At 67.8% G+C, this 26,802-nt stretch carries 27 protein-coding genes and 1 riboswitch; of the genes, 17 read left to right on the top strand and 10 right to left on the bottom strand.

Features of this window, described 5'->3' with window-relative positions:
- Positions 1-365: 365 nt before the first annotated feature.
- Positions 366-2,138, bottom strand: coding sequence for a cation:proton antiporter domain-containing protein (locus D0Z60_RS04755; protein WP_118857188.1), 1,773 nt, complete (start codon positions 2,136-2,138; stop codon positions 366-368).
- A 92-nt stretch (positions 2,139-2,230) separates the two neighbouring features.
- On the opposite strand from D0Z60_RS04755, the gene D0Z60_RS04750 reads away from it, so the two are divergent.
- Together D0Z60_RS04750 and D0Z60_RS04745 are read left to right on the top strand one after the other, a co-directional pair.
- A complete protein-coding gene (locus D0Z60_RS04750) occupies positions 2,231-2,437 on the top strand; it encodes a hypervirulence associated TUDOR domain-containing protein (protein WP_118857187.1) in 207 nt (68 codons plus the stop codon).
- Between the two features lie 31 nt (positions 2,438-2,468).
- Positions 2,469-3,659, top strand: a complete 1,191-nt coding sequence (locus tag D0Z60_RS04745; protein WP_118857186.1) for an FAD-dependent oxidoreductase — start codon at positions 2,469-2,471, stop codon at positions 3,657-3,659.
- Here the strand turns inward: D0Z60_RS04745 and D0Z60_RS04740 are convergent.
- Positions 3,656-4,315, bottom strand: coding sequence for a hypothetical protein (locus tag D0Z60_RS04740; RefSeq protein WP_118857185.1), 660 nt, complete (start codon positions 4,313-4,315; stop codon positions 3,656-3,658). The genes D0Z60_RS04745 and D0Z60_RS04740 overlap by 4 nt on opposite strands.
- On the bottom strand, positions 4,312-5,553 hold the full coding sequence (locus tag D0Z60_RS04735; protein WP_118857184.1) for an NADP-dependent isocitrate dehydrogenase: 1,242 nt from the start codon (positions 5,551-5,553) through the stop codon (positions 4,312-4,314). Before D0Z60_RS04735 ends, D0Z60_RS04740 begins: the two co-directional genes overlap by 4 nt.
- Before the next feature lie 103 nt (positions 5,554-5,656).
- Between D0Z60_RS04735 and D0Z60_RS04730 the strand changes: the two genes are divergently transcribed.
- Both D0Z60_RS04730 and D0Z60_RS04725 read left to right on the top strand, forming a co-directional pair.
- Positions 5,657-6,385 carry a phosphatidylserine decarboxylase gene (locus D0Z60_RS04730; RefSeq protein ID WP_118857183.1) on the top strand — a complete coding sequence of 243 codons (729 nt, stop codon included), beginning with the start codon at positions 5,657-5,659 and terminating at the stop codon, positions 6,383-6,385.
- Positions 6,382-7,143, top strand: a complete 762-nt coding sequence (locus tag D0Z60_RS04725) for a CDP-alcohol phosphatidyltransferase family protein (RefSeq protein WP_118857182.1) — start codon at positions 6,382-6,384, stop codon at positions 7,141-7,143. The genes D0Z60_RS04730 and D0Z60_RS04725 overlap by 4 nt, the downstream gene beginning before the upstream one ends.
- Here D0Z60_RS04725 and D0Z60_RS04720 read toward each other — a convergent pair.
- Positions 7,112-7,333, bottom strand: a complete 222-nt coding sequence (locus tag D0Z60_RS04720) for a hypothetical protein (RefSeq protein ID WP_118857181.1) — start codon at positions 7,331-7,333, stop codon at positions 7,112-7,114. The two genes, D0Z60_RS04725 and D0Z60_RS04720, sit on opposite strands and share 32 nt — an antisense overlap.
- A gap of 247 nt (positions 7,334-7,580) precedes the next feature.
- On the opposite strand from D0Z60_RS04720, the gene rpsB reads away from it, so the two are divergent.
- The gene (gene rpsB / locus D0Z60_RS04715) at positions 7,581-8,336 is read left to right on the top strand and encodes a 30S ribosomal protein S2 (RefSeq protein ID WP_118857180.1); all 756 of its coding nucleotides are present in this window, start codon (positions 7,581-7,583) and stop codon (positions 8,334-8,336) included.
- Positions 8,337-8,361: 25 nt separating this feature from the next.
- A complete protein-coding gene (tsf, locus tag D0Z60_RS04710) occupies positions 8,362-9,300 on the top strand; it encodes a translation elongation factor Ts (RefSeq protein WP_118857179.1) in 939 nt (312 codons plus the stop codon).
- A 58-nt stretch (positions 9,301-9,358) separates the two neighbouring features.
- Here tsf and D0Z60_RS04705 read toward each other — a convergent pair whose 3' ends face one another.
- Positions 9,359-11,278, bottom strand: a complete 1,920-nt coding sequence (locus D0Z60_RS04705; RefSeq protein WP_240325645.1) for a TIR domain-containing protein — start codon at positions 11,276-11,278, stop codon at positions 9,359-9,361.
- 149 nt (positions 11,279-11,427) lie between these two features.
- On the opposite strand from D0Z60_RS04705, the gene pyrH reads away from it, so the two are divergent.
- From pyrH to fabZ, 9 genes are all read left to right on the top strand, one after another.
- Positions 11,428-12,150 (top strand): UMP kinase, encoded by a 723-nt coding sequence (pyrH, locus tag D0Z60_RS04700; RefSeq protein WP_118857177.1) that lies wholly within the window; start codon positions 11,428-11,430, stop codon positions 12,148-12,150.
- Between the two features lie 4 nt (positions 12,151-12,154).
- Positions 12,155-12,712, top strand: coding sequence for a ribosome recycling factor (gene frr / locus D0Z60_RS04695; protein WP_118857176.1), 558 nt, complete (start codon positions 12,155-12,157; stop codon positions 12,710-12,712).
- 187 nt (positions 12,713-12,899) lie between these two features.
- Positions 12,900-13,568: a polyprenyl diphosphate synthase gene (uppS, locus tag D0Z60_RS04690; protein ID WP_118858440.1), complete on the top strand. Its 669-nt coding sequence runs from the start codon at positions 12,900-12,902 to the stop codon at positions 13,566-13,568.
- The gene (locus D0Z60_RS04685; RefSeq protein WP_118857175.1) at positions 13,565-14,212 is read left to right on the top strand and encodes a phosphatidate cytidylyltransferase; all 648 of its coding nucleotides are present in this window, start codon (positions 13,565-13,567) and stop codon (positions 14,210-14,212) included. The genes uppS and D0Z60_RS04685 overlap by 4 nt, the downstream gene beginning before the upstream one ends.
- A complete protein-coding gene (locus D0Z60_RS04680) occupies positions 14,209-15,366 on the top strand; it encodes a 1-deoxy-D-xylulose-5-phosphate reductoisomerase (protein ID WP_118857174.1) in 1,158 nt (385 codons plus the stop codon). The genes D0Z60_RS04685 and D0Z60_RS04680 overlap by 4 nt, the downstream gene beginning before the upstream one ends.
- Positions 15,366-16,490, top strand: a complete 1,125-nt coding sequence (locus D0Z60_RS04675; protein ID WP_118857173.1) for a M50 family metallopeptidase — start codon at positions 15,366-15,368, stop codon at positions 16,488-16,490. The genes D0Z60_RS04680 and D0Z60_RS04675 overlap by 1 nt, the downstream gene beginning before the upstream one ends.
- 85 nt (positions 16,491-16,575) lie before the next feature.
- Complete coding sequence (gene bamA, locus D0Z60_RS04670; protein ID WP_240325542.1) at positions 16,576-19,230, top strand: outer membrane protein assembly factor BamA; 2,655 nt, start codon at positions 16,576-16,578, stop codon at positions 19,228-19,230.
- On the top strand, positions 19,230-19,808 hold the full coding sequence (locus D0Z60_RS04665; protein WP_118857171.1) for an OmpH/Skp family outer membrane protein: 579 nt from the start codon (positions 19,230-19,232) through the stop codon (positions 19,806-19,808). Before bamA ends, D0Z60_RS04665 begins: the two co-directional genes overlap by 1 nt.
- Before the next feature lie 7 nt (positions 19,809-19,815).
- A complete protein-coding gene (fabZ, locus tag D0Z60_RS04660) occupies positions 19,816-20,283 on the top strand; it encodes a 3-hydroxyacyl-ACP dehydratase FabZ (RefSeq protein ID WP_118857170.1) in 468 nt (155 codons plus the stop codon).
- Here fabZ and D0Z60_RS04655 read toward each other — a convergent pair.
- From D0Z60_RS04655 to D0Z60_RS04640, 4 genes are read right to left on the bottom strand one after another with little or no spacing between them, the layout of a single operon-like run.
- Positions 20,252-20,968, bottom strand: coding sequence for an ATP-binding cassette domain-containing protein (locus D0Z60_RS04655; RefSeq protein WP_118857169.1), 717 nt, complete (start codon positions 20,966-20,968; stop codon positions 20,252-20,254). The genes fabZ and D0Z60_RS04655 overlap by 32 nt on opposite strands.
- A complete protein-coding gene (locus tag D0Z60_RS04650) occupies positions 20,965-21,918 on the bottom strand; it encodes a FecCD family ABC transporter permease (protein WP_240325541.1) in 954 nt (317 codons plus the stop codon). The genes D0Z60_RS04655 and D0Z60_RS04650 overlap by 4 nt, the downstream gene beginning before the upstream one ends.
- A complete protein-coding gene (locus tag D0Z60_RS04645; protein WP_118857168.1) occupies positions 21,915-22,664 on the bottom strand; it encodes an ABC transporter substrate-binding protein in 750 nt (249 codons plus the stop codon). The genes D0Z60_RS04650 and D0Z60_RS04645 overlap by 4 nt, the downstream gene beginning before the upstream one ends.
- Positions 22,633-24,468 carry a TonB-dependent receptor plug domain-containing protein gene (locus D0Z60_RS04640; RefSeq protein WP_162888078.1) on the bottom strand — a complete coding sequence of 612 codons (1,836 nt, stop codon included), beginning with the start codon at positions 24,466-24,468 and terminating at the stop codon, positions 22,633-22,635. The genes D0Z60_RS04645 and D0Z60_RS04640 overlap by 32 nt, the downstream gene beginning before the upstream one ends.
- Before the next feature lie 90 nt (positions 24,469-24,558).
- Positions 24,559-24,703, bottom strand: a riboswitch (cobalamin riboswitch).
- 75 nt (positions 24,704-24,778) lie between these two features.
- Here D0Z60_RS04640 and rpmE point away from each other — a divergent pair.
- Positions 24,779-25,006 (top strand): 50S ribosomal protein L31, encoded by a 228-nt coding sequence (gene rpmE / locus D0Z60_RS04635; RefSeq protein ID WP_118857166.1) that lies wholly within the window; start codon positions 24,779-24,781, stop codon positions 25,004-25,006.
- Positions 25,007-25,020: 14 nt separating this feature from the next.
- Entirely contained in the window at positions 25,021-25,563 is a 543-nt protein-coding gene (locus D0Z60_RS04630; RefSeq protein ID WP_118857165.1) for a GNAT family N-acetyltransferase, read from the top strand.
- Between the two features lie 6 nt (positions 25,564-25,569).
- On the opposite strand, the gene D0Z60_RS04625 is transcribed toward D0Z60_RS04630, so the two are convergent.
- Positions 25,570-26,760 (bottom strand): acyl-CoA dehydrogenase, encoded by a 1,191-nt coding sequence (locus D0Z60_RS04625; protein WP_240325540.1) that lies wholly within the window; start codon positions 26,758-26,760, stop codon positions 25,570-25,572.
- Positions 26,761-26,802: the final 42 nt, after the last annotated feature.

Below are 26,802 nucleotides of genomic sequence, written 5' to 3'. Positions count from 1 at the left end.
GGGAGGCCTTCGGCTCCACGATCACATAGACCCCGGTCGTCGTCCCGACATTGACCGGCTCATGCCAATCGATGCCGTCGCTCCACCAGCTCGTCCCGGCCTTGACCTCGCGCACCACGGTCCCGCTCGCGCTCGCAATGCGCATCGTCGATCCGGCCAGCACATAGCCCCAGTGCGGCCGGTGAACGTGCCGCTCGTGGCCCACCCCCGGCGGGAAGGTGCAGCGCGCGGCGCGCATCGCCGCATTCTCGAACAGTAGCTCGCATACCTTTGCGCCCTTCCACCCTGCCTCGAAAGCGTCCGGAAGGCCCGGCGCGGCCGAAGACGCGCTCCCTGCTGCGAGCGCGACCGCCAATCCGATCCTGCTAAACATCCCTGTTCCCCGCCATGTCGCGCACCCGCCGCCGCCCGAGGCTCGGCTCATGCTCGAGCTCGCCTTCCTCCATGATCTCGGCGCGCAACTCGCTGCGCTTTTCGTGGATCGAGGCGATCACCGGCCCCATCGCCACGCCGATGTCGACCAGCACCGCCTCGCTCAGCTGCAGCGACGCCTCCATCGCCTCGGGCACCGCGTCGGTCACCCCGGCGCGATAGAGCTTGGCGGCATGGGCCGCGTCGCGCGCTCGGGCGATGATCGGCAGGTCCGGGAACTGCCGCCTCAGCCGCCGCGCCAACCGCTGGGTCAGCACCGGATCGTCCATCGTCAGCACCGCCGCCGCGGCATGGTCGAGCGCCAATTTGTCGACCATCTCGCGCCGGGCGACGTCACCAAACATCACCGCATGGCCGGCGTCGCGTGCCGCGCCGATGCCGTCGATGTCGTGGTCGACCGCCAGATAGGGCCGGCCGTGCTCGGCGAGCATGTCCGCGACCATCCGACCGACCCGCCCGAAGCCGAAGATTACCGTTCGCCCGGCGACGTCCTCGATCTCCGCCTCGGCCAGCTGCCCGGTCTCGACCCGCCGCGCCAGTCGCTTGCCAAGCGCCGCGAGCAAGGGCGTCAGCATCAGCCCGAGCGCCGTCGCCGCCGACCAGAAGGCGACCGTCTCACCCGTCAAGACGCCTGCCGCCCCGGCCGCCGCGATGACGATCAGCGTCGTTTCCGACGGGCTCGCCATCAGCACCGACGTTTCGGCCGCGACGCCGCTCCCGGCGCCGCCATATTTGAGCAGCAGTCCAGTGACGACGACCTTGACCGCCATCACCCCGGCCAGCGCAGCGAGCAGCAGCGGCCAGTCGCCGGCCAGCGCGGCGACGTCAATCAGCATGCCGACGGTGATCAGGAACACGCCCAGCGCGAGGCCCCGCAGCGGCGCCGTCACCACCTCGACCTCGCTGTGATATTCGGTCTCCGCGATCAGCAATCCGGCGACGAGCGCGCCGATGATCGGCCCCAGACCGACCGCGCTGGTCGCCGCCGCGGCCAGGATCACCACTACCAAGCTGACCGCCAGGAACAGCTCCGGGCTCTTGGTCCGCGCCGCCTGGGCGAACAACGGCGGCAGCAGGAAGCGCCCCGCGATCAGCATCGCCAGGATGACCAACGTCCCCAGCGCCACCACCCGCACCAGGTCGCCGACCCCTTGCGCGTCGACCGTTCCGAAGAAGAACAGCAGTGGGACCAGCGCCAGATCCTCGAACAGCAGCATCGACAGCGCCGCCCGACCGACCGGTGTCCGCGTTCCGGCGATCTTTAGGCAGAGGGCGGTCGAGCTCATCGCCAGTGCCAGGCTCAGCGCCAGCGCGCTCTTGACCGGCCAGTCGCCGATCATCTGCAGCACCGCGAAGATCACCGCCGCCGCGCCGAGCATCTGCGCCGCGCCGATCCCGAACACCATCCGCCGCATGCCGTAGAGCCGGCGGAAGCTGAGCTCGAGCCCGATCCCGAACAGCAGCAGGATGATCCCTAGATTGGCGAACGGCTCCAGGCTCTCGCGGCTGCTGATGGTCAGCGGGCTCAGCCACGGATGGTCCCGCGCCAGCCCGCCAAGCCCCGACGGCCCGACGATGAGCCCGACCAGCAGGAAGCCGATCACCGGGCTGATGCGGAAGCGCGCGAAGGCCGGGATGACGATCCCCGCCGCGCCCAGGATCACCAGCGCGTCGTGCATCCCGCTGCCACTGATTTCGCCGGCCATGGTCCTTTAAAAGCACGGGCTTTGGCCCCTGTCACCGCTCCAGCGCGGAGAATGCCGCCGTCCCTCGCGTTTTGCCGGCGAAGGAGAGGACAATGGTCAAGACATTCCGCAAGGGCGACAAGGTGTCGTGGGAGTCGAGCGGCGGCCATTCGACCGGCAAGGTCGTCAAGAAGCTGACCGCCCCGATGACCATCAAGGGCCACAAGGTCGCGGCGTCCAAGGACAATCCCGAATATCTGGTCGAGACCGAGGAAGGCAGGCAGGCCGCGCACAAGCCGGAGTCGCTGAAGCGGGCTTGACCTGACGTCATGACGCCGCCCAGATCGGCGCATGGCGGACGTGCTCATCGTCGGCGGGGGCCCGGCCGGGATGATGGCCGGCCTGCTCTTCGCCCGCGCCGGAGTCTCGGTCCGGGTGCTCGAGAAGCACGCTGACTTCTTCCGCGATTTCCGTGGCGACACCGTCCACCCCTCGACGATGGAGATCCTCGACCAGCTCGGGATGCTCGAGCGCTTCCTCGAGCGCCCCCACAGCCGAGTCGACCGCGCCCAGCTGCGCATCGCCGGCCGCGACTGGACGATCGGCGACCTGTCGCACCTCGCCACGCCGGCGCCGTTCATAGCCTTCATGCCGCAGTGGGAATTCCTCGACTTCCTGCGCGACGAAGCTCGGAGCTTCCCCGGATTTGAGCTGAGCATGAACGCCGCGGTCGATGGCTTAATCGAGCGCGACGGCCGGGTCATGGGGGTCCGCCTCGCCGACGGCAGCGAGCTTCATGCGCCTCTGACGATCGCCGCCGACGGCCGCTCGTCGATCGTCCGCCGAACCGGCATGCTCGAAGTGGAGACGCTCGGCGCACCGATGGACATCCTGTGGTTCCAGGTCGCCAAGCGGGTGCCGGGGGGAGGGGCGCTGCGCGGCAGCTTCGAGCGCGGCAGGCTCGTCGTGCTGATCGACCGCGGCGACTATTGGCAGTGCGGGCTGGTCATTCCCAAGGGCGGTGCCGAAGCGCTCAAGGCGCGCGGCCTCGACCATGTCCGGTCGCTGATCGGCGCCGCCGCGCCGGATCTCGAGCTGGGCGAGATCGACGACTGGGCGGATTTCCATTTGCTCAGCGTGGCGCTCGACCGGCTTCGCTCATGGCACCGCCCCGGCCTGCTGGCGATCGGCGACGCCGCCCACGCGATGAGCCCGATCGGCGGGATCGGCATTAACCTCGCCATCCAGGACGCCGTGGCCGCGGCCAACATTCTCGCCGAACCGCTCGCGCGGAAAGAACCGGTCGATCCTTTGCTCGATCAGGTCCAGCGCCGCCGCGCGTTGCCGACGCGAGTCATCCAGGCCGGCCAGAAAGCGGCGCAGGACAATTTCATCGGCAAGTTGCTGCAACCCGGAGCACCGCTCGCCCAGGCCCCGCTGGCAATTCGGCTGCTCGACCGTTTCCCGCTGCTGCGCCGAATTCCCGGCCGCTTGGTCGGCCTCGGCGTCCGGCGCGAGCGGGTGCGCTCGCCCGTCGCCTAATAAGCCGCGAAGAGCGCGCGGACGTCGCCGCCATTGCGCGCAAGCTCGGCCGCGACCCGCCGCCGCCCGTCGTAATAGGCCAGTGAGCGATGGCCGGGATCGGTCCTGCGCATTTCGTCCGCACGGGCCTGGTCGAGCGCGCTCTCGTCAGCGACGAAATCGCAATAGCCCTCGCGCAGCCACATCGGCTTGGTCCAGTCGGCTGACAGCCCGAACTCGCGGCGGATCATGCCGTGGCAGGTCTCGTGGGCAATCGTCCCCGACAGGCTGCGCACGGTCGTGCCGCCGGCATGCACCCAGTCGCGCGCGATGCTGCTGCGGTTGAAGATCAAAGGCTCGGTGAACGGGCGCGACACGGCGAAGGAATAGGGGAAACGCACCGCCAGCCACCGCCACCGCCAGCCGCCACTGGTCAGGAATACGCGCCGCGGCTCGCTGGAGCGGGCGAGGGGGCTTGCCGCAACCAACGCCGCGCTCCTGCGCGCCACAGCATCGAGCGCCGCGCGGTCGATCGGAACTTCCGAATAGACCGACAAATCGCCCGACCGCGCATGGTGCGGAAACGCCAGCAATTGCGGCGCAAACAGCGGCGAGCCGAACAGCAGCCCCGCGGCAAGCAGGCCGCGGTTGACCAGCCGGCCAGCCGACCGGGTCATGCCGCGGTCGGCTCGCTCGCGGCTTGCCCGGCCATCGCCGTCTCGAGGTTGGCCCGCACCGCCTCGAAGAATTGCTCGGTCGTCATCCACGCCTGCTCGGGACCAACCAAGAGCGCCAGATCCTTGGTCATCGCCCCGCTCTCGACCGTCTCGATGCACACCCGCTCGAGCGTCTCGGCGAAGCGCACCACGTCCGGCGTCTCGTCGATACGCCCACGGAACTTCAGCCCGCCGGTCCAGGCGAAGATCGAGGCGATCGGGTTGGTCGAGGTCGCCTTGCCCTGCTGGTGCTGGCGATAGTGACGCGTCACCGTGCCGTGCGCCGCCTCGGCCTCGACCGTCTTGCCGTCCGGAGTCATCAGGATCGAGGTCATCAGGCCCAAGGAGCCGAAGCCCTGCGCGACCTGGTCCGACTGCACGTCGCCGTCGTAATTCTTGCACGCCCACACGAACTTGCCGCTCCATTTCAGCGCGCTGGCGACCATGTCGTCGATCAGGCGATGCTGGTATTCGATGCCAGCCTTGTCGAAGTCGGCCTTGAATTCGCTATCGAAAATCTCCTGGAAGATGTCCTTGAAGCGGCCGTCATAGGCCTTGAGGATGGTGTTCTTGGTGCTGAGATAGACCGGCCAGCCGCGCTGCAGGCCGAAGTTGAAGCAGGCCCGGGCGAAGTCGCGGATGCTGGCGTCGAGATTGTACATGCCCATCGCCACGCCGGCGTCGGGGAAGTCGAACACCTCGTGCTCGATCGTCTCGCCGTCCTCGCCGACCCACTTCATGGTCAGCTTGCCCTTGCCCGGCACCTTGAAGTCGGTCGCCTTATACTGGTCGCCGAAGGCATGGCGGCCGACCACGATCGGGTCGGTCCAGCCGGGAATGATGCGCGGCACGTTGGAAATCACGATCGGCTCGCGGAATACGACCCCGCCCAGGATGTTGCGGATCGTCCCGTTGGGCGACTTCCACATCTTCTTGAGCTTGAATTCCTCGACCCGCGCCTCGTCCGGCGTGATCGTCGCGCACTTCACGCCGACGCCGTACTGCTTGATCGCATTGGCGCTATCGATCGTCACCTGGTCATCGGTCGCGTCGCGATGCTCGATCCCGAGGTCGTAATATTTCAGGTCGACGTCGAGATAGGGCAGGATCAGCCGCTCGCGGATCCATTGCCAGATGATGCGGGTCATCTCGTCGCCGTCGAGCTCGACGATCGGGTTCTTCACCTTGATCTTGGCCATGCGCCTCTAGTCCTTGCAGATTTCGAGCGCGGATTAGGCGGCGGCGGTGGCCAAGGCAACCGCCCGCATTGCCCCACCGGGCGAGCGCCGATAAGAGGACGCCATGCCCGCCATCGACAATCCCGACAGCCAGCTGACCGCGGTCAAATGGCGCTTCCCCTCGGTCCACCCCGAGGGCCGCAAATACACCATGATCGCCGCCTTCTTCGCGCTGGTCGGCTTCTGGGCGCTGCCCGATGCGTTCGGCTGGCTGCTGGTCGGCCTGACGATCTGGGTCGCGACCTTTTTCCGCGACCCGGTGCGCACCACGCCGGTCGACCCGAAGCTGATCGTCGCGCCCGCCGACGGGCTGGTGACGATGATCGTGCGCGTCCCCGCTCCGCCCGAGCTGGCCGGGGAGGGGATGGCCGGCGAGTTCACCCGCGTGTCGATTTTCATGAGCGTGTTCGATGTCCACATCAACCGCTCGCCGGTCGCCGGCACGATCCGCCGCATCGCCTACATTCCCGGCAAGTTCCTCAATGCCGATCTCGACAAGGCGAGCGAGGACAATGAGCGCCAGCACTTCCTGGTCGAGCGCGAGGACGGGACGAGAATCGCCTTCACCCAGATCGCCGGGCTCGTCGCGCGCCGAATCCTCGCCTTCGTCGCCGAGGGCGACCGGGTCGCCGCCGGCCAACGCGTCGGCCTGATCCGCTTCGGCAGCCGGGTCGACGTGTTCCTGCCCGCCGGCACCGGCAGCCAGGTACTGCTCGGCCAGCGGACCATCGCCGGCGAGACCGTGCTCGGCGAACTCGGGGTCGATCCGCAGCGCGCCGGGTCGAGCCAGTGACCGCGCCGCCGGCCCGCGCCGGCCTGCCGTTCCGCGCCTTTCCGCCCAACGCCATCACCGCGCTCGCTTTGTGCTGCGGCCTCACCGGCGTGCGCTACGGCTTCGTCGAGGATTGGGAGCGCGCGCTGACCTTCATCATCCTCGCCGGGGTGCTCGACGGAATGGACGGCCGGGTCGCCCGGCTGCTGCGTGCGCAAAGCAAGTTCGGGGCCGAGCTCGACAGCCTGAGCGACAATATCGCCTTCGGCACCGCGCCGGCGCTGATCATGTTCTTCTGGTCGCTCCAGTTCGCGCCCAAGTTCGGCTGGACGGTGGCGCTCGCCTTGGCGGTATGCTGCGCGCTGCGCCTCGCGCGCTTCAACGCGCGGATCGACAATGACGACCAGCCGCACAAGTCGGCCGGTTTCAACACCGGCGTTCCCGCGCCGGTCGGGGCGGGCCTCGCCTTCGTGCCCTTGTTCCTGTGGCTGGTGACGGGCAACGACCTCTTCCGCAGCTGGACCCTGGTCATGCCGTGGACGCTGTTCGTCGCCGGTCTGATGATCAGCAGCCTGCCGACCTTTACGTGGACCTCGCTTCGGGTGCGGCGCACCTGGCGGCTTCCGGCGCTGGCCGGCGTGGTGCTGCTCGGCGCCGCCCTGCTCAACGAGCCGTGGCTGACGTTGCTGGCAATCTCGGCGCTTTATTTGCTGATGATTCCGTTCAGCATTGCCGCCTACGGGCGGGTCAAGCGGCGGCGCGCATCCGCGGCCGCATGACCGCGCGCTCGGCGCGGCGCAGCGGATAGCGAAGGGCGAAGCGAGCGTGGACCGGCGGCAGCGGCTGGGGCACCCGGCCGGTGAGCGCGGCGCGGATCCGCTGGCCCTTGCCTTCGAACGTCGCGGCGAGCGCGACGATGATCATCCAGGCGATGGAGAGGAAGAAGGCGGTCGCGAGCGCAAAGGTCATGGTTCGTTCCTTCGTTACGACGCCAAACCGCGCTGGGAGGAAATCGTTCCATTTCCGCGCATTCTGCACGTCCGATGCCCCAATGTTCCTCCTATGTTCTCGTTTGTCAAGCGCATCCGACCGCTTGCAATGCGCCACGGCACGGGCTAGGGGCGCGCCATTCCACAGGCGAATCCGCACATAGCGGTGTCCCGGGCGACCGGGATGACTTGGGTTCGCCGAGGGTTAACCGCGAAGGAGAAATGACATGGCGACTCCCGTCGTCACCATGCAGCAATTGCTCGAGGCCGGAGCACATTTCGGCCACCAGACTCACCGTTGGAACCCGCGCATGAAGCCGTATATTTTCGGCGATCGCAACGGCGTCCACATTATCGATCTGTCGCAGTCGGTGCCGCTGTTTGCGCGCGCGCTCGATTTCGTCCAGCAGACCGCGGCGCGCGGCGGCAAGGTGCTGTTCGTCGGCACCAAGCGCCAGGCGGCCGACCCGATCGCCGATGCGGCGCGCGCGTCGGGCCAGCATTTCGTCAACCATCGCTGGCTCGGCGGCATGCTGACCAACTGGAAGACCATCTCCAACTCGATCAAGCGCTTCAAGAGCCTCGAGGAGCAGCTGTCGGGCGACACCGCCGGCCTCACCAAGAAGGAAGTGCTGCAGCTCACCCGCGAGCGCGACAAGCTCGAGAAGAGCCTCGGCGGGATCCGCGACATGGGCGGCCTGCCCGACGTTATGTTCGTCATCGATTCCAACAAGGAAGAGCTGGCGATCAAGGAAGCCAACGTGCTCGGCATCCCGGTCGTCGCGATCCTCGATTCCAATTCGGACCCGAGCGGGATCGCCTTTCCGGTTCCCGGCAACGACGACGCCAGCCGCGCCATCCGCCTCTATTGCGAGGCGATCGCCAGCGCTTGCCAGGCCGGCAAGACCGGCGAGCAGGTCGCGCGTGGCGAGGACATCGGCGCGATGGCCGAGCCGCCCGCCGAAGCCGCGCTCGAAGTGTAACTTTTACATCTTGAGGAGCCAAATCATGGCTGAGATCACCGCTGCTTCGGTCAAGGAGCTGCGCGAGCGCACCGGCGCCGGAATGATGGATTGCAAGAAGGCGCTCGCCGAGACCAATGGCGACATGGAAGCGGCTATCGACTGGCTGCGCACCAAGGGCCTCGCGGCCGCCGCCAAGAAGGCCGGCCGAACCGCCGCCGAGGGCCTCGTCGGGGTCGCCGTCGAAGGCACCCGCGGCGCCGTCGTCGAGGTCAATTCGGAGACCGATTTCGTTGCCAAGAACGAGCAGTTCCAGGACTTCGTGCGCGAAGTCAGCAAGCTCGCGCTCGCCACCGACGGCGACATCGACGCGCTCAAGTCCGCGGCCTATCCGGGCGGCGGGACGGTCGAGCAGAAGCTGACCGACAACATCGCCACCATCGGCGAGAACCAGTCGCTGCGCCGCACCGCGGTGCTCGAGGTCGCCGAGGGCGCGGTCGTCAGCTACGTCCACAACGCCGCGGCGCCCGGAATGGGCAAGATCGGCGTGCTCGTCGCGCTTGAAGGCTCGGCCCCGGCCGACACCCTGCAGCAGCTCGGCAAACAGCTGGCGATGCACATCGCCGCCGCCAACCCGCTCGCCCTCGACGCCGACGAGCTCGACGCCGAGCTCCTCGAGCGCGAGCGCGCGATCGCTGCCGAGAAGGCCAAGGAGAGCGGCAAGCCGGCCAACATCGTCGAGAAGATGGTCGACGGCGCGATCGCCAAGTTCAAGAAGGAAAGCGCGCTCCTCAGCCAGCTGTTCGTCATGGACAACAAGACCCCGGTCAGCGACGTCGTCGCCCAGTGCGGCAAGGATTGCGGCCAGCCGGTGCACTTGAAGGCGTTCAAGCGCTTCCAGCTCGGCGAGGGTATCGAGAAGAAGCAGGACGACTTCGCCGCCGAAGTCGCCGCCGCCTCGGGCGTCCCCCAGCCGGTCGCCTAGGCCTTCATCAACGGCACACGGGAAGGGCGGGGCCGAAAGGCCTCGCCCTTCTGCGCATTCAGCCCAGCTTTTGCCCTTCGGTCCGACAGTCGTAGGGAAGCTTCGGATCGGTGCAGAAGTCCGGCCACTCGCCGCTCTTCTGCCAATAACCGAGCAAGCCGATGCGCTTGGCGACAGCCATGAAGCGCGGGTCGGCGCGCAGCGGTGCCATCGGCGCGCGGAACAGGAGGTAGGCGTCTTTCGCCACCTTCTCGGTCGGCATCTCCGCGATCCACGCGAGCGCCTCGTCGACCCGTCCGAACTCGCCCAGCGCGTAGACCGCCCAGCCGTAAGCCCGGTGTCGATCGGCAGGCGCTCGTTCGCGCTCGATCACTTCGATTACCCGGCCGACATCCTGCGCTGAGCGGGTCCGTCGCGCCTGGAGGTAGATGCGCAATCCCTCGCCGGCCTCGTGCGGCGCAAAACGCTGGGCCACGTCCGGATCGCCGAACCGCAAATGAAAGGCCCACATGGCATCGCGCAGCGCGCCGGTACCAGCCCACTGTCGTGCAAACCGGTCGAGCTCGCGCCGGGCATCGTCGACCCGCCCGGCATAGGCCATCGCCAGGATCAGGCTCGTCTCGTGGGTCGGCGACAGCGGATCGAGCTTCGCCGCCAGCTCGGCCGCCCGCAACGCATCCTCCATCCGTCCGACCTGAAGCAGCGCGCCGCTCAGCGCCGCCTGGACGCGCGCGTCATTCGGCGCATTTGTCGCCGCCCGGCTGAGGCGGTCGAGCGCCCCGCCATAGTCCGTCCGCGGCGCTAGCGTGACCTCCGCCAGCGTGACGGCGGGCATGTCGGGATCGATTTTCTTGGCCGCCGCGATGTCGGCTTTGAGCGCCCGCTCGAGCGCTCCGCGATCGCCGACCCCCAGGTCACCTAGGTCATAGGCGATCGCGTCCGCCTGCAGCAGCAGGCTCCAGGCCGGCGTGAAGTCGAGCTCGGCGGTCACGATCGAGCGCAGGATCGCGATCAGCCGGCTAGGGTCGTCGACACTCGCTTCGGCGGCGATCGCGCAGGCGTCGAGAAAGCGCTTCAGCAGGTCGGTCTTGAGACCGCCCGAGTCGCGCGCTTCGAGCGCACAACCAAGCACTCGCCCGGCGGTCAGCGACAATTGCTGGCGCAGGTCGGCCAGCGCTCCGCCCGGAACCGCGAACTCCCGCGACCACAGCAGCACGTCGCGCTTGCCGTCGAGCAGCACGAGGTTGGCGCGCGGCTCCCCTCCGGCGCCGCTGTCGGATGTGCGGAATTCGAGATCGGCCCTCTTGCCCGCTTGGCCGTCTACCAGCTGCCACTTGCCGTCGCCGATCTGGGCCAGGCTGCCGAGCTTGACGTAGAGGTCGCCGGCCGCGGCCTGCGAGCGCGGGGAGGGGTCGGCGGCGGCCACCGCCACCACCGGCATCGCGCTTCGCCCAATCCACCACCACACTGCCGCGCCGATCGCGAGCAGCAGGGCAGCGATCGCCGCCAGCTTCATCCACCGCGACGAAGCCCCGGCATCGTCCTCCGCGACCACCCGCCGCCGCGTCCTCGGCGCCGCCTCGGCGTCCTCCGGCCCGTCCGGCGCTTGCCCTTCGACCGCCTCGATCAGTTGCGTTAGTTTGGGCACCTTGCCGCGCCCGCTCCAGCCGCCCAGGTCGATCGTCTGAAACTGGCGGAAGCCCATCGGCGGGGTCACGCCGGCCACTGTCAGCGGGATCAGCTTGCCGCGGTCGCGCCCCTCCGCCGCCTCGTCGCGCACCCACGGGCTGTCGAGCGAATGCGCGCTCCACAGCACGATCACCGCATCGGCCTCGTCCAGGGCCTGCTCGATCTTGCGGCTGTATTGCGCGCCGCCCTGGATGTGGCGGTCGTACCAGACAATGTGCCCGGCCTTTTCCAGCGCCGCCGCCAGCGGCCGGGCGAGGCCGATGTCGTCGTGGTCGTAGCTCAGGAACACATTGGCCAAATGCTCGCCCCCTGCTGGCGGCGCCCAAGGTGCGGCGATTGGCCCGCGAACGCAAGCTGGCGGCGAAGCGCCCGAGAAGGTTGGCAAATGCCGGCCAGCTTGCCTAAAGCGCGTGGAGCCGCGCCCCAACCGGAGTTTCCATGGCCCGCCCCCGCTTCCACCGCATCCTGCTCAAGCTGTCGGGCGAGGCGCTGATGGGCCCCGGCCAGTTCGGGATCGATCCCGCGACCGTTGCCAGTCTCGCCGGTGAAGTGCAGGCCGCGCGCGCCGCCGGGATGGAACTGTGCCTGGTCATCGGCGGCGGCAACATCTTCCGTGGCATGGCCGGTGCAGCCAAGGGCATGGACCGCGCCCAGGCCGACTATATGGGCATGCTCGCGACGGTGATGAACGCGCTCGCCATGCAGAATGCGCTTGAGCAATTGGGAGTCGAGACCCGGGTTCAGTCCGCGATCAAGATGGACCAGGTGTGCGAGCCGGTGATCCGCCGCCGCGCCGAGCGCCATCTCGCCAAGGGCCGGGTGGTGATCTTCGCCGCGGGCGTCGGAAGCCCCTATTTCACGACCGACACCGGCGCCGCCTTGCGAGCCGCCGAAATGCGCTGCGACGCCTTGTTCAAGGGCACCAGCGTCGACGGGGTGTACGACAGCGATCCCAAGGCCAACGCCTCGGCGAAGCGCTACGATTCGATCGGCTACGACCGGGTGCTCGGTGACGATCTGCGGGTGATGGACGCCGCCGCCGTCGCCTTGTGCCGCGATAACGACATTCCGATCGTCGTGTTCAACATCCGCCAGCCGGGCAATCTCGCCCGCGTGCTGGCCGGTGACGGGACCGCGACGATCGTCACCAACGAGGAGTAGGGACATGCCCAGTTACGACAAGGCCGACATCCAGCGCCGCATGCATGGCGCGGTGGAGGCGCTCAAGCACGACCTCGGCGGCTTGCGCACCGGCCGTGCCTCGACCGCCTTGCTCGATCCGATCCAGGTCGAGGTCTATGGCGCCAACATGCCGCTCAATCAGCTCGCCACTGTCCAGGTGCCCGAGCCGCGCCTGATCTCGGTCCAGGTGTGGGATCGCTCCAACGTCCAGCCGGTCGAAAAGGCGATCCGCTCGGCCGGCCTCGGGCTCAACCCGATCACCGACGGCCAGCTCATTCGCCTGCCGATCCCCGACCTCACCGAGGAGCGCCGTAAGGAGCTTGCCAAGCTGGTCGGCCAATATGCCGAAAAGGCGCGCATCGCCGTCCGCAACGTCCGCCGCGACGGCATGGATCATCTGAAGCAGGACGAGAAGAAGAAGGAAATCAGCGAGGACGAGCACAAACGGCTCGACGCCGAGGTCCAGAAGCTGACCGACGACACCATCAGGGACATCGATTCGACCGCCAGCGCCAAGGAACAGGAAATCCTCGGGAAGTGAGGATCTCGGCCCGTTCACACTCCGAGCAGCTTCGGATGCTCCCCCAATATCCGTACGCCCTCAGCTTGTCGAAGGGCTGTACTTCCTCGAGCAACGCTTAGTGACTCAAGTGCAGGCCTTCGACAAGCTCAGGCCGGTCGGGGCAGGGGGCGCTGGCGCACCCACCGCGCGCCACGTGGCGATCATCATGGACGGCAATGGCCGCTGGGCCGCCGCCCGCGGCCTGCCGCGTTCGGCCGGCCATCGCGCCGGCGCCGAGGCGGTCCGCCGGACGCTCCGCGCCGCGGTCGAGGCCGGGGTCGAAGTGCTCACCCTCTACGCCTTCTCGTCGGAGAATTGGCGGCGCTCGGAAGAGGAGGTCAGCGACCTCAAGGGCCTGATGCTCTATTACATCGAGCGCGAGCTCGACGAGCTGGCGAGCGAGGGCGTGCGGCTCCGGCTGATCGGCGATCCGTCGCCGTTCGGTCCCAAGCTGGTCGCCAAGCTCGAGCGCGCGGTCGCGCAGACCGCAGCCAACGACCGGCTGACCCTCGTCGTCGCGCTCAACTATGGCTCGCGCGCCGAATTCGCGACCGCCGCGCGGCGCCTCGCCGAACAGGCCGTCTCCGGGACGCTCGACCCTGCCGAGATCGACGAGCAGCGCATCGATGGGCTGATGCAGACCGCCGGCCTGCCGCCGCTCGATTTGCTCATCCGTACTTCGGGCGAAGTGCGCCTGAGCAATTTCTTGTTGTGGCAATCAGCCTATGCGGAACTGTTGTTCGTCGAGACTCTGTGGCCCGATTTCGGCGGCGACGAGCTCAAGTCCGCCTTGGCCGAGTTCGCCCGCCGCCAGCGCCGGTTCGGCGGCCGATGAGCGATCTTGCCGTGCGCACGCTGAGCGGCTTGCTGCTGATCCTGATCGCGCTCGTCGCCGCTTTCCTCGGCGGATACGTCTTTGCCGTGCTCGTCGCGCTGGCGTCCGTCGTGATGCTGGCCGAATGGCGCCGGATCGCCGCCGGCTGGGGGTTCGGCTGGAGCGTCGGCGGCTTTATCTACGCCCTCCTGCCCGCGCTCGCTTTGTTGTGGATCCGCGATCGCGCCGCGGTTGACGGCCAGTCGATCGGGTTCGAGCTGCTGCTGTGGGTGTTCATCGTCACCTGGGCGACGGACATCGGCGCCTATTTCGCCGGTCGCGCCATCGGCGGGCCCAAGCTGGCGCCGTCGATCAGCCCCAACAAGACCATCGCCGGCCTCGCCGGGGGCATCGTCAGCGCCGGTCTGGCCGGCTTCGCCTGGGTCCAGGCGATGCACCTGCCGCAGGTGCTGATCCTCGTCGGTCCGTTAATGGCGGTCGCGGCGCAGGCCGGCGATCTGTTCGAAAGCTGGATGAAGCGCCGCGCCGGGGTCAAGGACAGTGGCACCTGGCTGCCCGGCCACGGCGGCCTGCTCGACCGGCTCGACGGGCTGGTGCCGGTCGCGGTGATCACCGCCGCGCTGGTGCTCGGCGGCGTGGTATGAAGACCGTCTCGATCCTCGGCGCCACCGGCTCGGTCGGCACCTCGACCCTCGACATCGTCGAGCGCCATCCCGATCGCTACCGCGTGGTCGCGCTGACCGCCGCGTCTAATGTCGAGGCGCTGGCCGCAGCCGCGCGCCGAACGAACGCGTCATTGGCGGTGATTTCCGACGAAAACCGCTACGCCGAGCTGCAACAGGCGCTCGCCGGCAGCGATTGCCGCGCAGCTGCCGGTCCGTCCGGCCTTGCCGAGGCGGCGGCGGGGGAGGCGGAGTGGGTGATGGCCGCGATCGTTGGCTGCGCCGGGCTCGAACCGGTGATGGCTGCGGTCGAGGCGGGGCGGACGGTTGCCCTCGCGAACAAGGAAGCGCTCGTCACCGCCGGTTCGCTGATGATGACCGCCGCGGATCGCTCGGGGTCGGCGATCCTCCCGGTCGACAGCGAGCACAACGCCATATTCCAGTGCCTTGGCTCGCGCCGTTGCGACGACGTGCGAAGACTTGTCCTGACCGCCAGCGGCGGCCCGTTCCGCACTTGGGAAACCACTGCAATGTCCACTGCCACCCCGGCGCAGGCGGTGGCGCACCCCAATTGGTCGATGGGCGCCAAGATCAGTGTCGACAGCGCGACGATGATGAACAAGGGCCTCGAGCTGATCGAGGCGCACCACCTCTTCGGCCTCCCCGGCGAGTGCATCGACATCGTCGTCCACCCCCAGTCGATCGTTCACTCGATGGTCGAATTCACCGACGGCTCGGTCCTCGCGCAAATGGGCTCGGCCGACATGCGCATCCCTATCGCCCACACCCTAGCCTGGCCGGAGCGGGTCGCCAGCGGCGCCGATCGGCTCGACCTCACCCGCTGCCCGCCGCTCGAGTTTGAAGCGCCGGACATCGAGCGCTTCCCGGCGCTGCGGCTGGCCCGCCAGGCGCTGGACCAGGGCGGCGCAGCGCCGATCGTCCTCAACGCCACGAATGAAATCGCGGTTGCCGCCTTCCTCGCCGGGCGTATCACCTTCGGCGCCATCGCTGAACTGGTCGCCGACGCGCTCGCCGCCAGCCGCGACGAGGCGCCCGGATCGATTGCCGAGGTGATCGCCCTCGACCGCGCCGCGCGTGGCCGCGCCGAACAGCATCTGGTAGAGCGCGCCGCCTGATGCTCTCGCAACCGCCCGTCTGGCTCATCATCGTCGCCTTCCTCGGCGCGATCGGGCCGCTGGTGATCGTCCACGAGCTGGGCCACTACTGGGTGGCGCGCTTGTTCGGGGTCGGCGCCGAGCAATTCTCGATCGGCTTCGGACGCGAAGTCGGCGGCTGGACCGACCGCCGCGGCACACGGTGGCGGATCGGCTGGCTACCGCTCGGCGGCTACGTCAAGTTTGTCGGAGACGCCGACCCGACCTCGCTGACCAAGGACGACGACAACGCCGGCGCGTCGGGAGCTGCCTTCGACAGCCGGCCGCCGTGGCAACGCTTCCTCATCGTGCTCGCCGGACCTGTCGCCAATTTTCTCCTCGCAATTGCGATCTTCGCGGCTTTCTTCGCGGCTTATGGCGCGCCCGCTACCTCGTCGCGCATCGGCAGCATAGTTCCAGGCAGCGCGGCAGCTCAGGCGGGGCTTCAGCCCGGCGACCGGATCGTCACTGTCGCCGGCCGGGACACGCCGACCTTCGAGGACATCTTCCGCACGGTAAGCCTGCGTCCAGGCGAGACGGTCGAGATCGAGCTGGTCCGCAACGGCCGCAGCGAAGTGCGCCGCGCCACCCTTGCCACGGCCGTCGAACGCGACCGTTTCGGTCAGGAATATCGCGTCGGCCGGCTCGGAATCGGCGGCGGCGTACCCGAGGTGAAACCAGTGCCCGCGGCGCGAATTGTCCCGCTGGCGACCAGCTATGTCGGGGCGATGATTACGGCGACGTGGGATGGCCTAGCACAGATCGTCACCGGGCGGCGGCCGGTGAGTGAGCTCGGCGGCCCGCTGAGAATGGCGCAGATCGCGGGACAGCAGGCGTCGATCAGCCTGATCGACTTCGTCCAGCTGATCGCATTCTTCTCCATAAATCTCGGGTTCATCAACCTCTTGCCAGTCCCGGCGCTCGATGGCGGGCACCTCGTGTTGACCGCCATCGAGGGCGTCCGACGCAAGCCGGTCAGCCCGCGCGTGACGGAATGGGCGCTTCGTGGCGGGCTCGCATTCCTGCTCGGGCTGATGATCGTCGTAACTTTCAATGATCTCGCCGCGTTCGGCTTGTGGGATAAGGTTGGACGCTTGATTGGCTAGGGTCGATGGGGCAGGGCGAACGGGGAAAATTCTTGGCCATGTCGCAGGGGCTTGCGACCGGCGACCAGTTGAAGGGCGGGAACGCGTGAATTCAGTACAAATTGTCAGCCGTCGTCGGACCAGTGGATGGCTGCTCGTCGGAACCGTCCTGGCCGGCCTTCCCGTGGCGGCGATGGCGCAGGATGCGTCCACCGCTGCGCCGGCTCCGGTCGCCGCGCCGCAGGTCGCTCCAGCGCCAGTTTCCGGTTCGATCCGGTCCATCTCCGTACGCGGTGCACAGCGGCTTGAGCCCGCCACCGTCATTTCCTACTCGCGGCTTCAGCCGGGCGAGAGCTACACGGCGGAATCGCTCGATGCGGCGCTCAAGGAATTGTACGCCACGGAATTGTTTGCCGACGTCGTCATCACCGGTGCCGACACCGGAAACCTCGTCATCACCGTGCGCGAGAACCCGGTCATCAACCGCATCGTTCTCGAGGGCAACAAGCGGATCAAGGACGACAAGATCCAGCCGGAAATCCGGCTCGCCCCGCGCCAGATCTTTACCCGCTCCAAAGTCCGCGGAGATGTCGACCGGATCATCGAGCTGTACAAGCGCAGTGGACGCTTCGCCGCCACCGTTGAGCCGAAGGTCGTCCAGCTCGACCAGAACCGCGTCGACCTTATTTTCGAAGTCAACGAGGGCCCGGTATCGAAGGTCCGGGCGATCAACATCGTCGGAAACGAGCAGTTCGACGACGGGCGCTTGCGCAAGGAGATGTACACCCGCGAGGCGGGCGGCATCTTCGGTATTCTGCGTCAGAACGACAGCTACGATCCGGATCGCCTGGCCGCCGACCAGCAGAAGCTGCGCGCCTTCTATCTCACCCAGGGCTATGCCGACTTCCGGGTGGTTTCCGCGCTTGCCGAGCTGACCCCCGACCGCCGCGACTTCGTCATCACCTACGTCGTCGAGGAGGGGCCGCGCTACAAGTTCGGCGCGGTCGAGATCGAGAGCGACCTGCGCGATCTCAACGCCGACACCTTGCGCCCGATGCTGCCGATGAAAAGCGGTGACTGGTTCAACGCGACGCAGGTCGAGGATGTCGTCACCGCGCTCAGCGAGGTCGCGGGCGCCCAGGGCTACGCGTTCGCCGAGATCAACCCCGGCTACGAGCGGGACGCCGAGAAGAAGCTGATGAACATCCGCCTCTCCGTCAAGGAGACGCCGCGCGTTTATGTCGAGCGGATCGACATTAACGGCAATACGGTGACCCGTGACAAGGTTATCCGTCGCGAGTTCCGGGTGAACGAGGGCGATGCCTTCAATGCCCAGCGCATCAAGCGTTCGCAGGACCGGCTTCAGAGCCTCGGCTTCTTCCAGGAGGAGCTTGAGATCAAGCAGAGCCAGGGCTCGGCGCCTGACCGCGTCGTGCTCGCCGTCGATGTCGAGGAAAAGTCGACTGGCGAAATTCAGTTGTCGGCCGGCTATTCGAGCCTCGAGCGGTTCATCCTTTCCGCCAACATCGCCCAGCGTAATTTCATGGGCAAGGGGCAAGAGGTCAACGCGGGGGTCAATTGGTCGCGTTATTCGCGATCGGTGAACCTCGGCTTCACCGAGCCGCAGCTGTTCGACAAGAACGTGTTGCTGGGCGCCGACCTCTACCGCCGCGACTACAATAGCTTCAACACCATCGGCGGTGAGCGCAAGACGACCTATTCGCAGGTTTCGACCGGCGGCGGCCTCCGGCTTGGTTTTCCGATCACCGAATTTCTCAGCGCCGGAGCCCGCTACAGCTTGGTCCATGACGAGCTGACCTTGGACGAGGACCGCTTCTTTAGTGACGTCAATCCGGATGCCGACATCGTCGACCTCCAATGCTCACCGGCCAAGGCGGGTCGCTATCTGTGCGACGAGATCGGCGATCGGCTTACCTCGACGCTTGGCTATTCGGTGGTGTTCGATAACCGAAACGGAATCCGCGCGACACGCGGCCAGCGGGTGACTTTGAGTCAGGACTTCGCCGGCTTGGGCGGGGACACGAAATTCATCCGTACACGGTTCGAAGGGACCAAATATTTCCGCTTGCCGAAGGATTTCGTCCTGTCGGTTCACGGCCAGGGCGGTTACATCCATCCGCTCCAGTCCGCACCCGGCGAGGGGCGCGATGCAGTGCGCCTGACGGACCGCTTCTTCGGTGCGCAGATGCGCGGCTTCGATATCCGCGGGATCGGTCCGCGGATCATCCGTCAGCCGTACGATCTGACCGGTGCCCTGCTGGACGACGAGACCGGCAACGACGCGATCGGTGGGCGGGCGTTCTACATGGGCCGTCTCGAGCTCGAAATTCCGGTCAGCGCCAATATTCGTAGTCTCGGCCTTCGTCCCTCGGCGTTTATCGATGCAGGCTCGGTATTCAGCATATCCAAGCCTAACCTCGATAACTTCCTGGCCGTTTGCACGCCCAACCGGCCCGGCCTCGATGTCGTCTTCATCCGCCCCGGCGACGCCTCGACCTCTTGCCCGGCCGACATCGCCGAGGCCGGCGGCCCGACCGACCAGATCATCGATTATCTGAAGCTGCCTGGTTACCGCGAGCAATTCGTCGGCAATTCGGCCTCGCCGCGCTTGTCGATCGGCATCGGGGTCAATTGGAACTCGCCGTTCGGCCCGCTGCGACTCGATCTGGCGCGCGCCCTGCTGAAGCAAAAGGGTGACGAGACGAAGATCTTTTCCTTTAATGTGGGGACTCAATTCTGATGCGTAAGTCACTGATTATCTTGGCGGCAGCCTCGGCCGCTCTCGTCCCGGCCTCGGCTGTCGCGCAGCGTGCGGCTGTGCTCGTCGTCGATACTGACCGGATCCTGACCGAATGCACCGCCTGCCGTGCCGCTTCGACCGCGATCCAGGGGCAGGTGGCCTCCGCCCGGACCCGCGCGCAGACCCTCGAGAACCAGCTTCGGACCGAAGCGCAGGGACTTGAAAGCCAGGTCAAGGCGCTCGGCAACAAGCAGCCTGACGCCGCGCTCCAGCAGAAGATCACGGCGTTCCAGAGCAAGCAGCAGCAGGCGCGCACCGAGCTCGCCAACCGCGAGAACCAGATCCAGTCGACGCAGGCCCATGTCCAGCAGCAGATCGGCGCCCGGACGGTGCAGATCGCCGAACAGGTCCGTGCCCGTCGCCAGGCGTCGGTAGTGATGGCCAAGCAATCGCTGATGGCGGCCGAAGCTGCCGCCGACATCACCGGCGAGGTGCTCGCCGCGCTCAACCAGCAGCTCCCTTCGGTCAGCGTGACGCCGTTGCCGCAGCAGCGTCAGCAGGGCGCGCAAGGCCGCTAGAACGCCGATGACCGAGCAATCGTCCGCCATCGGCCCGCTCGATGTCCGGCGGGTGATGGCGGCGCTGCCCCATCGCTACCCGATGCTGCTGGTCGACCGGGTCGAGCGGCTTGAGCGTGGTGTCTCGATCACCGCGGTCAAGGCGGTGACGATTAACGAAGGCTTCTTCCAGGGCCATTTCCCGGGCCGGCCGATCATGCCCGGCGTGCTGATCGTCGAGGCGCTGGCCCAGGCGGCCGGGGTGCTGGCGGTCGAAAGCCTCGATCTCGCCGGATCGGGCAAGCTGGTCTATTTCATGGCCATCGAAGGTGCCAAGTTCCGTGCGCCGGTCGAGCCCGGTTGCCTGCTCACGCTTGACGTGTCGTTCGTCCAGAAGCGGGCGAGCGTGTGCAAATTCGCGGGCCGTGCGTCGGTCGATGGCAAGCTCGCCGCCGAGGCCAGCTTTACGGCGATGATCGCCGACCCCCCGGCCTGAGACCGAAGGCTTTCGCGTCGAGCCGGAAAATCCGCTCGAACTCGCGGCTTTCCAGGAACGTTTCGGTGGGGCCGTCGAACACGACCGCGCCGTCGGCGATCGCAATCACCCGCGTGAAACGCTCTAGCTGGCCGAGATCGTGGAGCGAGATCAACGCAGCAAGTCCGTCGGCCCGCACCGCCTGTGCGAGCAGCGACTGCACCTCAACGACCCAATAGGGATCGAGGTGGGCGAGCGGCTCGTCGAGCAATAGCAGGCGCGGCCTCGCGGCGAGCAGGCGGGCGATGAGCACGCGACTGAGCTCGCCGGTCGACAGCAGGTCGGCCCGCCGTCCGCCCAGTGCAGTGAGTTCCAGCGCCCCGAGCACCCCGTCGATGCGGTCGAGGTCGGTCAGCCCCAGTCGCACGATATCGCGCACCTTGATCGGCCACGCGAGTTCCCGCGACGCGGGCAGCAGTCCAACTAGTCGCTCCCGGCGGTTGGGCGACGCTTCGCTCAGCACCTCGCCGTCGACCTCGACGGTGCCCCGTGCTTCCTCAACTCCGGCCAAAGCGCGCAACAGGCTGGTCTTGCCCCCGCCGTTCGGCCCGACCAAGGCGACCATCTCGCCCCCGCACAGCGCCACGTTGCTGGCCTCCAATCGGCCCGCGATTCCCACGCCCCGAGCGTTCAGGAGCGGCGTCATGACGTCAGCCTCCGTCGCATGCCGTGCAAGACGGCAAGGAACAGCGGCGTTCCTGCCAGCGTGGTGATGACCCCGACCGGGATGGCACGCTCGAGCAGGACGGTGCGTGAGATCAGGTCGGCGCCAAGCACCAGCGCGCCGCCGATCAGCGCCGCCGGCACCATTGCCCGACCCGGATGACCGGCGCTCAATCGCCGGGCGAGGATCGGCGCGATCAGCCCGACGAAGCCGATCGCCCCGCACACCGCGACGCACGCGCCGACCGCGATTGCGCACAGGACCACCAGTTCGACCGCCATCCGCCGCGGACGCACGCCCGCCGCCGCCGCGACGTCTTCGCCAAGGACCATGAGGTCGAGCGCCTTGGTTCGGCGCAGGACCAGCAGGCTGGCGATAGCGGCGGGAACGAGGGCGGCAGCCGCCTGCTCGAGGCTGCGGTCGGCCAGGCTGCCCATCAGCCAGTCGAAGGCGTCGTAGAACGCGAACGGGGAGGGGGCCAGCGCCAGCGCCAGGCTTGTCCCAGCTCCCGCCGCCAGCGATACCGCCAACCCCGCCAGCAGCAGCGAGGCGGGCTCCGCATTACGCCCGGCAAGCCCAAGCAGCAGCCCGAGTGCCACGAGCGCGCCGAACGCTCCGGCGGCCGCCATGGCAAGCGGGCTTGCGAGCCCGAGCCAGTAGCCGGCAATCACCGCCCCGAGCGCCGCGCCGCTGGTCGAGCCGGTGATATCGGGCGAGGCAAGCGGGTTGGCGAACAAGGCCTGAAGCGCAGCCCCGCTCAGCCCGAGTGCGGCGCCGTAACCGAGGGCGAGCAACGTGCGCGGCAGGCGGAGCTCGACCAGCAGCGTCGCCGCCAGGCCGTCATCGCCAAGCACAGCGAGCGGCGCCCACGGCAGCAGCAGGTGCGCAGCGGCCAGCGCGATCAGGGCGCCGAGGATGGCGAACCACCTCACCGAAGCGCCCGAAGTCGCTCAGTCTCGGCGATCATTAACGGGCCGGCACAGGTCCACCGCCGGCCATCGACCCGCACCACCCGAGCTCGCGCTCGCCTGACCAGCGCATGGTCGAACCAGCGCTGGCCGAACGACATCTGACCTGAACGATAGTCCGAGCGGAGGATCAGCGCGGGTGGCCGGGCGGCGAGGCCCTCGAGCGTGACCTTGCCGCCCGCGACAGTGCGCTGTCGAAATCCCGCAAGCGCCATCCACTCGGTCGCCGGCGACCAGTCCCCGACCGATACGCCGCCACTACCGAGTAACAGCGTGTCGACCCTTGCCTGCCTCCCGCTCGCCTTCAGCCGCGCGATCCTGTTCAACCACGGGCGCGCACGGCGAGGATCGCCCAGCGCGGAGGCGACCAGCCGAAGGTTGCGCTCGACGCCCGCGATGTCGGTCGGGGAGGGGAGGTCGATCGTTCGCACCCCGACGCGCCCTGCGATGATCTTCGTTGCCCGCCCTGCGCCGCCCATCGTCAAAACGACCGTTGGACGGCGAGCAATGACCTGCTCCAATTCCCCCCGATTGGCCGGAATGCGCCGCGCGCGGGCTGCGAGTGGCGATTCCAGGGGGTCGTGCGACAATCGCGACACGCTTACCAATTCTCCCGGCCGGGCGAGCAAGAGCGCATATTCGTCTGCGCAGAGGTTCAGCGAGGCGAGGCGGACCGCACTAGCGCCGATCAGCAAGGCGAATGCCGGCATAGAGGGTCCTCCCTTCGGTGCGATAGGCGAACACGTCCTGGTAGCGCTCGCCAAGAGCGTTACTCACGCGCCCGAACAGCTCGACTCGCGGAGTGATCGCGTAGGCCAATCTCCCGCCGGCCAGCCAATAAGCGCCGAGCCGGACCCGGCCGAATGGCGGGATCTCGAAATTATTGTCGATGCGCGCGCCGCTGTAGTTCAGCGAGGCGCCGAAGCTGAGCCGCCCGCGCACTCCGTCGAGCGCGACGGCGCCGCTGTGCCGCGGTCGCCGCACTTCGCGCAGCGCCCCGCCGCCCGCCGGCTGGTCGGCCTCGAGATACGCGTAATGCCCGCTGACGCGCAGCGCTTCGTCTGGGGTCCAGGCGGCTTCCAGTTCGACCCCGCGGCGCCTGCTCGCTCCGTCGGCGTTCACGGTCGAGGCGAGGAGCGTGTCGAAGTCGAATGTCTCCACGATTTCGTCCTTGAGGCGCTGCTGAAAAAGGGTCGCCGCAGCTGACCATGTACTTCGTCGCAAGCGCAGCGAAACTTCGTAGCCCGTCGAGCTTTCCGGCCTAAGCGACGGATTTCCAACGAAGGATCCGGGGAAGAAGCCGAACAGGTCGAAGAAGGTGGGCTGGGCGATCCCCTCGCCATAGGACGCGGCGAGTGACCACCCTTGGCCGATGTTTACGAGCCCCGACGCGCGCACGCTGGTGGCGTCGCGAAAGCGATTGAAGCGATCGTGGCGAGCGGCCAGGTCGAGGGTGAGCGGCCCCGCGACCGAGCGCCACTCCGCGGTCAGCGAATCGTGCGACCGGCGCTGCTTTTGCTCGGTCGCGCCACCATAAACGCTGTCCTCGGCCGCGAACTGCTCGCGTTCGATCTCACCGGCGACGACCAGTTGGTGCGCGACGGCACCGGTCGCGAAGCGGTGTTCGATTTGCCCGCCGAGCGTCGTGCGTCTGCCGGACGTGCGGTTGGTCTCGTCGTCCGCAAAGTAATTGCGGCTGGTGGAGTGCAAGCGCGATACGGACAGTTTGCCGACCCAACGCGACGTTTCCCCACCGAACCCGGCCCAAACCCGCCCTGCCACCATCCGGTCGCGGCTCGCGAGATCGTGGCTTCGGGCATAGGTGAACGGGTCGGATCCGTCGAACTGGCTCCGCCCGCTCACCAGGAAGCCGTTGGCGCCGACCTCCACGCCCTCGGTCACGTGAGCCTTCGCCAGGACGCGTCCGGCCAGGTTGCAATAACCGTCACGGTCGCCGCCCCCGAAGATGTCGATCCCGTCGCCACGCTGAAAGGCGAGGGCGGCGGCCAAACCCGGGGCGGCAAGGCTCGCCGATCCGCGCGCAAAGCCGCGCGTTCCCGCCTCGGCGGTGCCCGCCGCCGTCATTCGCTCGCCTTCGCTGCTGCCATCGACCGCGACCACTCCGCCGATCGCTTCCGACCCCCACAGCGCCGACTGCGGCCCGCGCACCACCTCGATCCGCGAGGCGAGGTCGGCGTTCAGCAACTCGAATCGCGGCGCATTGCCGCGGGCCGGGTCGTTGACCCTGATCCCGTCGAGGAACAGCAAGGTGTGGTTGGCCTCGGCGCCGCGGATCCGGACCTCGGCGACCGTGCCCGGCGATCCCGATTGCGCAACCGCCGCGGACGGCACCAGCCGAAGCAATTCTCCAGCCAGCGGCACGCCGAGCCGTTCGAGCCGATCACGATCGATCACGCTGGCGCTGGCCGCGGTGCTCCCGGCCGGCTGGGCGGTACGGGCGGCGGTAATGATGATGGTGTCGTCGGGCGCTGGCGCCGGCGGCAGGTCGAACATGGGCATCCCTCTCATGACTGCCGTCACGAAAGGGCGGCGCGCACGATTGCGCACTATCCCCACGCCCTGCCGCTGGACCCGGCACCAGGAACGGACGACGGCCATGGGGCAAGTATCTGGCTCGCCCGGGCTTCGCTCGGGCTGACAGTTGCGGGCACAGCGCCGGATTCTCGCCGGCTTCCTTGGTCCCTTGGCTCGCTTTCCGGCTAGGGGGCGCCCACGAACCTTGTCAAGCAAGCGGCCTTCGGCTAGGGGCCTCGCGACTTGACCAGGCTGGTCGGAAACCAGCCGTTTTCCAAGGAAATCTGCGATGAAGACCGGGACCCACCCCGATTACCACATGATCAACGTCGAGATGACCGACGGCACCACCTTCCAGACCCGCTCGACGTGGGGCAAGGAAGGCGACACGCTGCACCTCGACATCGATCCGCTGACCCACCCGGCCTGGACCGGCGGCACCCGCCAGCTTCAGGAAGGCGGCCGTGTCGCGCGCTTCAACAAGCGTTTCGGCGGCCTTTCGCTGGGCAAGAAGTAAGCTCGACCCCGACGATGACGTCCGGCGAACGCTCGGCTCCGACGCTGGAGACCGAGCGCTTGTTGCTGCGCGCCTGGCGCCGCGCCGACCGCGAGCCCTATTGGGCGATCCTCGAGCAGCCGGCGGTGTTTCGCTATTTCGGTCCCGAGCCCGGCAGCCGCGAGGAGAATTGGCGGCGGATGATGGCCTCAGCCGGAAGCTGGCAGATCAACGGCTTCGGCGGCTGGGCGGTGACGCTGCGCGACAGCGGCAGGCTGGTCGGCATGGTGTCGCTGTTCAACGCCTGGCGCGCGCTCGAGCCGCAGTTCGGCGAGGAGCCCGAGATGGGCTGGATCTTCGCCACCGAAGCACATGGCCAGGGTCTCGCCGCCGAAGCCTGCCGGGCGGCGCTCGACTGGGCGGAAACCCATCTGCCACCGACACCGATCTGGGCGATCATCTCGCCCGCCAACGCGCCGTCCTTTCGGCTCGCCGAGAAACTCGGCTTCGAGCGGCTCCACGACACGCCCTACAATGGCGAGCCGATCACCGTGCTGCGCCGCCCCGCCTGGGGCTAACCACCACTAGAACGCGCTGATCCCGGTGATCGCCCGGCCCATGATCAGTGCGTGGACATCGTGCGTGCCCTCGTAGGTGTTGACCGTTTCGAGGTTGGCGGCGTGGCGCATGACGCCATACTCGGCCGAAATGCCGTTGCCGCCGTGCATGTCGCGCGCGATCCGGGCGATGTCGAGCGCCTTGCCGACATTGTTGCGCTTGATGAGGCTGATCGTCTCGGGGACCAGAACGCCCTCCTCGAGCCGCCGCCCGACGCGCAGCGCCGCCTGCAGCCCGAGCGTAATCTCGGTCGCCATGTTGGCCAGCTTCAACTGCACCAGCTGGTTGGACGCCAACGGCCTTCCGAACTGCTTGCGGTCGAGCGTGTAGCTGCGCGCGGCGTGGTAACAGGCCTCGGCCGCGCCCATCGCGCCCCAGCCGATGCCGTAGCGCGCGCGATTGAGACAGCCGAACGGACCCTTCAACCCCTCGACGTTGGGCAAGAGCGCCTGCTCGCCAACCTCGACCCCGTCCATCACGATCTCGCCGGTGATCGAGGCGCGCAGCGACAATTTCTCGCCGATCTTGGGCGCCGCCAGCCCCTTCATGCCCTTCTCCAGCACGAAGCCCCGGATCTTGCCGTCGTGCGGGTCGCTTTTCGCCCACACCACGAACACGTCGGCGATCGGCGAATTGGTGATCCACATCTTGGCGCCGCTCAGCCGATAGCCGCCGGCGACCTTCTCCGCGCGCGTGCGCATCCCGCCCGGATCGCTGCCGGCGTCCGGTTCGGTGAGGCCGAAGCAGCCGACCAGCTCGCCCGAAGCCAGCCCCGGCAGATACTGCCGCTTCTGCTCCTCGGAGCCGTAGGCGTTGATGGGGTGCATCACCAGGCTCGACTGGACCGAGCAGGCCGAGCGATAGCCGCTGTCGACCCGCTCGACCGCGCGGGCGATCAGGCCGTAGCTGACATAGCCGAGCCCGGCGCCGCCATATTGTGGATCGACCGTCGCTCCGAGCAGCCCGAGCCTGCCCATTTCGCGCATGATCTCGCGGTCGAAGCTCTCGTCGAGATAGGCGCGCATGACCCGCGGCTGGAGCTCGCTCTGGGCGTAATTCTCGGCGGTGTCGCGCACCATCCGCTCCTCGTCGCTCAACTGTTCGTCGAGGCCGAACGGGTCTTCCCAGTCGAATGGCTTCAATTGCGGCTCGCCCACGTGGCTGCGCTCCTCATGGCATGGGGGTTACGAGCGCGGGGC

This window comes from Sphingomonas mesophila (assembly GCF_003499275.1).
In the GTDB taxonomy this organism is placed as follows: domain Bacteria; phylum Pseudomonadota; class Alphaproteobacteria; order Sphingomonadales; family Sphingomonadaceae; genus Sphingomicrobium; species Sphingomicrobium mesophilum.
Note: the sequence above shows the minus strand (reverse complement) of the source record. Positions and strands in the feature narration are given on the sequence as shown.

Excerpts from the sequence above, each read along its gene's own strand:
- D0Z60_RS04720 (WP_118857181.1), bottom strand. The coding sequence starts at position 7,333 with ATGACCTTTGCGCTCGCGACCGCCTTCTTCCTCTCCATCGCCTGGATG.
- D0Z60_RS04665 (WP_118857171.1), top strand. The coding sequence starts at position 19,230 with ATGCGTAAGTCACTGATTATCTTGGCGGCAGCCTCGGCCGCTCTCGTC.
- D0Z60_RS04685 (WP_118857175.1), top strand. The coding sequence starts at position 13,565 with ATGAGCGATCTTGCCGTGCGCACGCTGAGCGGCTTGCTGCTGATCCTG.
- D0Z60_RS04750 (WP_118857187.1), top strand. The coding sequence starts at position 2,231 with ATGGTCAAGACATTCCGCAAGGGCGACAAGGTGTCGTGGGAGTCGAGC.
- D0Z60_RS04735 (WP_118857184.1), bottom strand. The coding sequence starts at position 5,553 with ATGGCCAAGATCAAGGTGAAGAACCCGATCGTCGAGCTCGACGGCGAC.
- D0Z60_RS04645 (WP_118857168.1), bottom strand. The coding sequence starts at position 22,664 with ATGCCGGCATTCGCCTTGCTGATCGGCGCTAGTGCGGTCCGCCTCGCC.
- D0Z60_RS04745 (WP_118857186.1), top strand. The coding sequence starts at position 2,469 with ATGGCGGACGTGCTCATCGTCGGCGGGGGCCCGGCCGGGATGATGGCC.
- pyrH (WP_118857177.1), top strand. The coding sequence starts at position 11,428 with ATGGCCCGCCCCCGCTTCCACCGCATCCTGCTCAAGCTGTCGGGCGAG.
- fabZ (WP_118857170.1), top strand. The coding sequence starts at position 19,816 with ATGACCGAGCAATCGTCCGCCATCGGCCCGCTCGATGTCCGGCGGGTG.
- D0Z60_RS04630 (WP_118857165.1), top strand. The coding sequence starts at position 25,021 with ATGACGTCCGGCGAACGCTCGGCTCCGACGCTGGAGACCGAGCGCTTG.
- rpmE (WP_118857166.1), top strand. The coding sequence starts at position 24,779 with ATGAAGACCGGGACCCACCCCGATTACCACATGATCAACGTCGAGATG.
- D0Z60_RS04740 (WP_118857185.1), bottom strand. The coding sequence starts at position 4,315 with ATGACCCGGTCGGCTGGCCGGCTGGTCAACCGCGGCCTGCTTGCCGCG.
- tsf (WP_118857179.1), top strand. The coding sequence starts at position 8,362 with ATGGCTGAGATCACCGCTGCTTCGGTCAAGGAGCTGCGCGAGCGCACC.
- D0Z60_RS04675 (WP_118857173.1), top strand. The coding sequence starts at position 15,366 with ATGCTCTCGCAACCGCCCGTCTGGCTCATCATCGTCGCCTTCCTCGGC.
- D0Z60_RS04655 (WP_118857169.1), bottom strand. The coding sequence starts at position 20,968 with ATGACGCCGCTCCTGAACGCTCGGGGCGTGGGAATCGCGGGCCGATTG.
- D0Z60_RS04755 (WP_118857188.1), bottom strand. The coding sequence starts at position 2,138 with ATGGCCGGCGAAATCAGTGGCAGCGGGATGCACGACGCGCTGGTGATC.
- D0Z60_RS04680 (WP_118857174.1), top strand. The coding sequence starts at position 14,209 with ATGAAGACCGTCTCGATCCTCGGCGCCACCGGCTCGGTCGGCACCTCG.
- rpsB (WP_118857180.1), top strand. The coding sequence starts at position 7,581 with ATGGCGACTCCCGTCGTCACCATGCAGCAATTGCTCGAGGCCGGAGCA.
- uppS (WP_118858440.1), top strand. The coding sequence starts at position 12,900 with ATGGACGGCAATGGCCGCTGGGCCGCCGCCCGCGGCCTGCCGCGTTCG.
- D0Z60_RS04730 (WP_118857183.1), top strand. The coding sequence starts at position 5,657 with ATGCCCGCCATCGACAATCCCGACAGCCAGCTGACCGCGGTCAAATGG.
- D0Z60_RS04640 (WP_162888078.1), bottom strand. The coding sequence starts at position 24,468 with ATGTTCGACCTGCCGCCGGCGCCAGCGCCCGACGACACCATCATCATT.
- frr (WP_118857176.1), top strand. The coding sequence starts at position 12,155 with ATGCCCAGTTACGACAAGGCCGACATCCAGCGCCGCATGCATGGCGCG.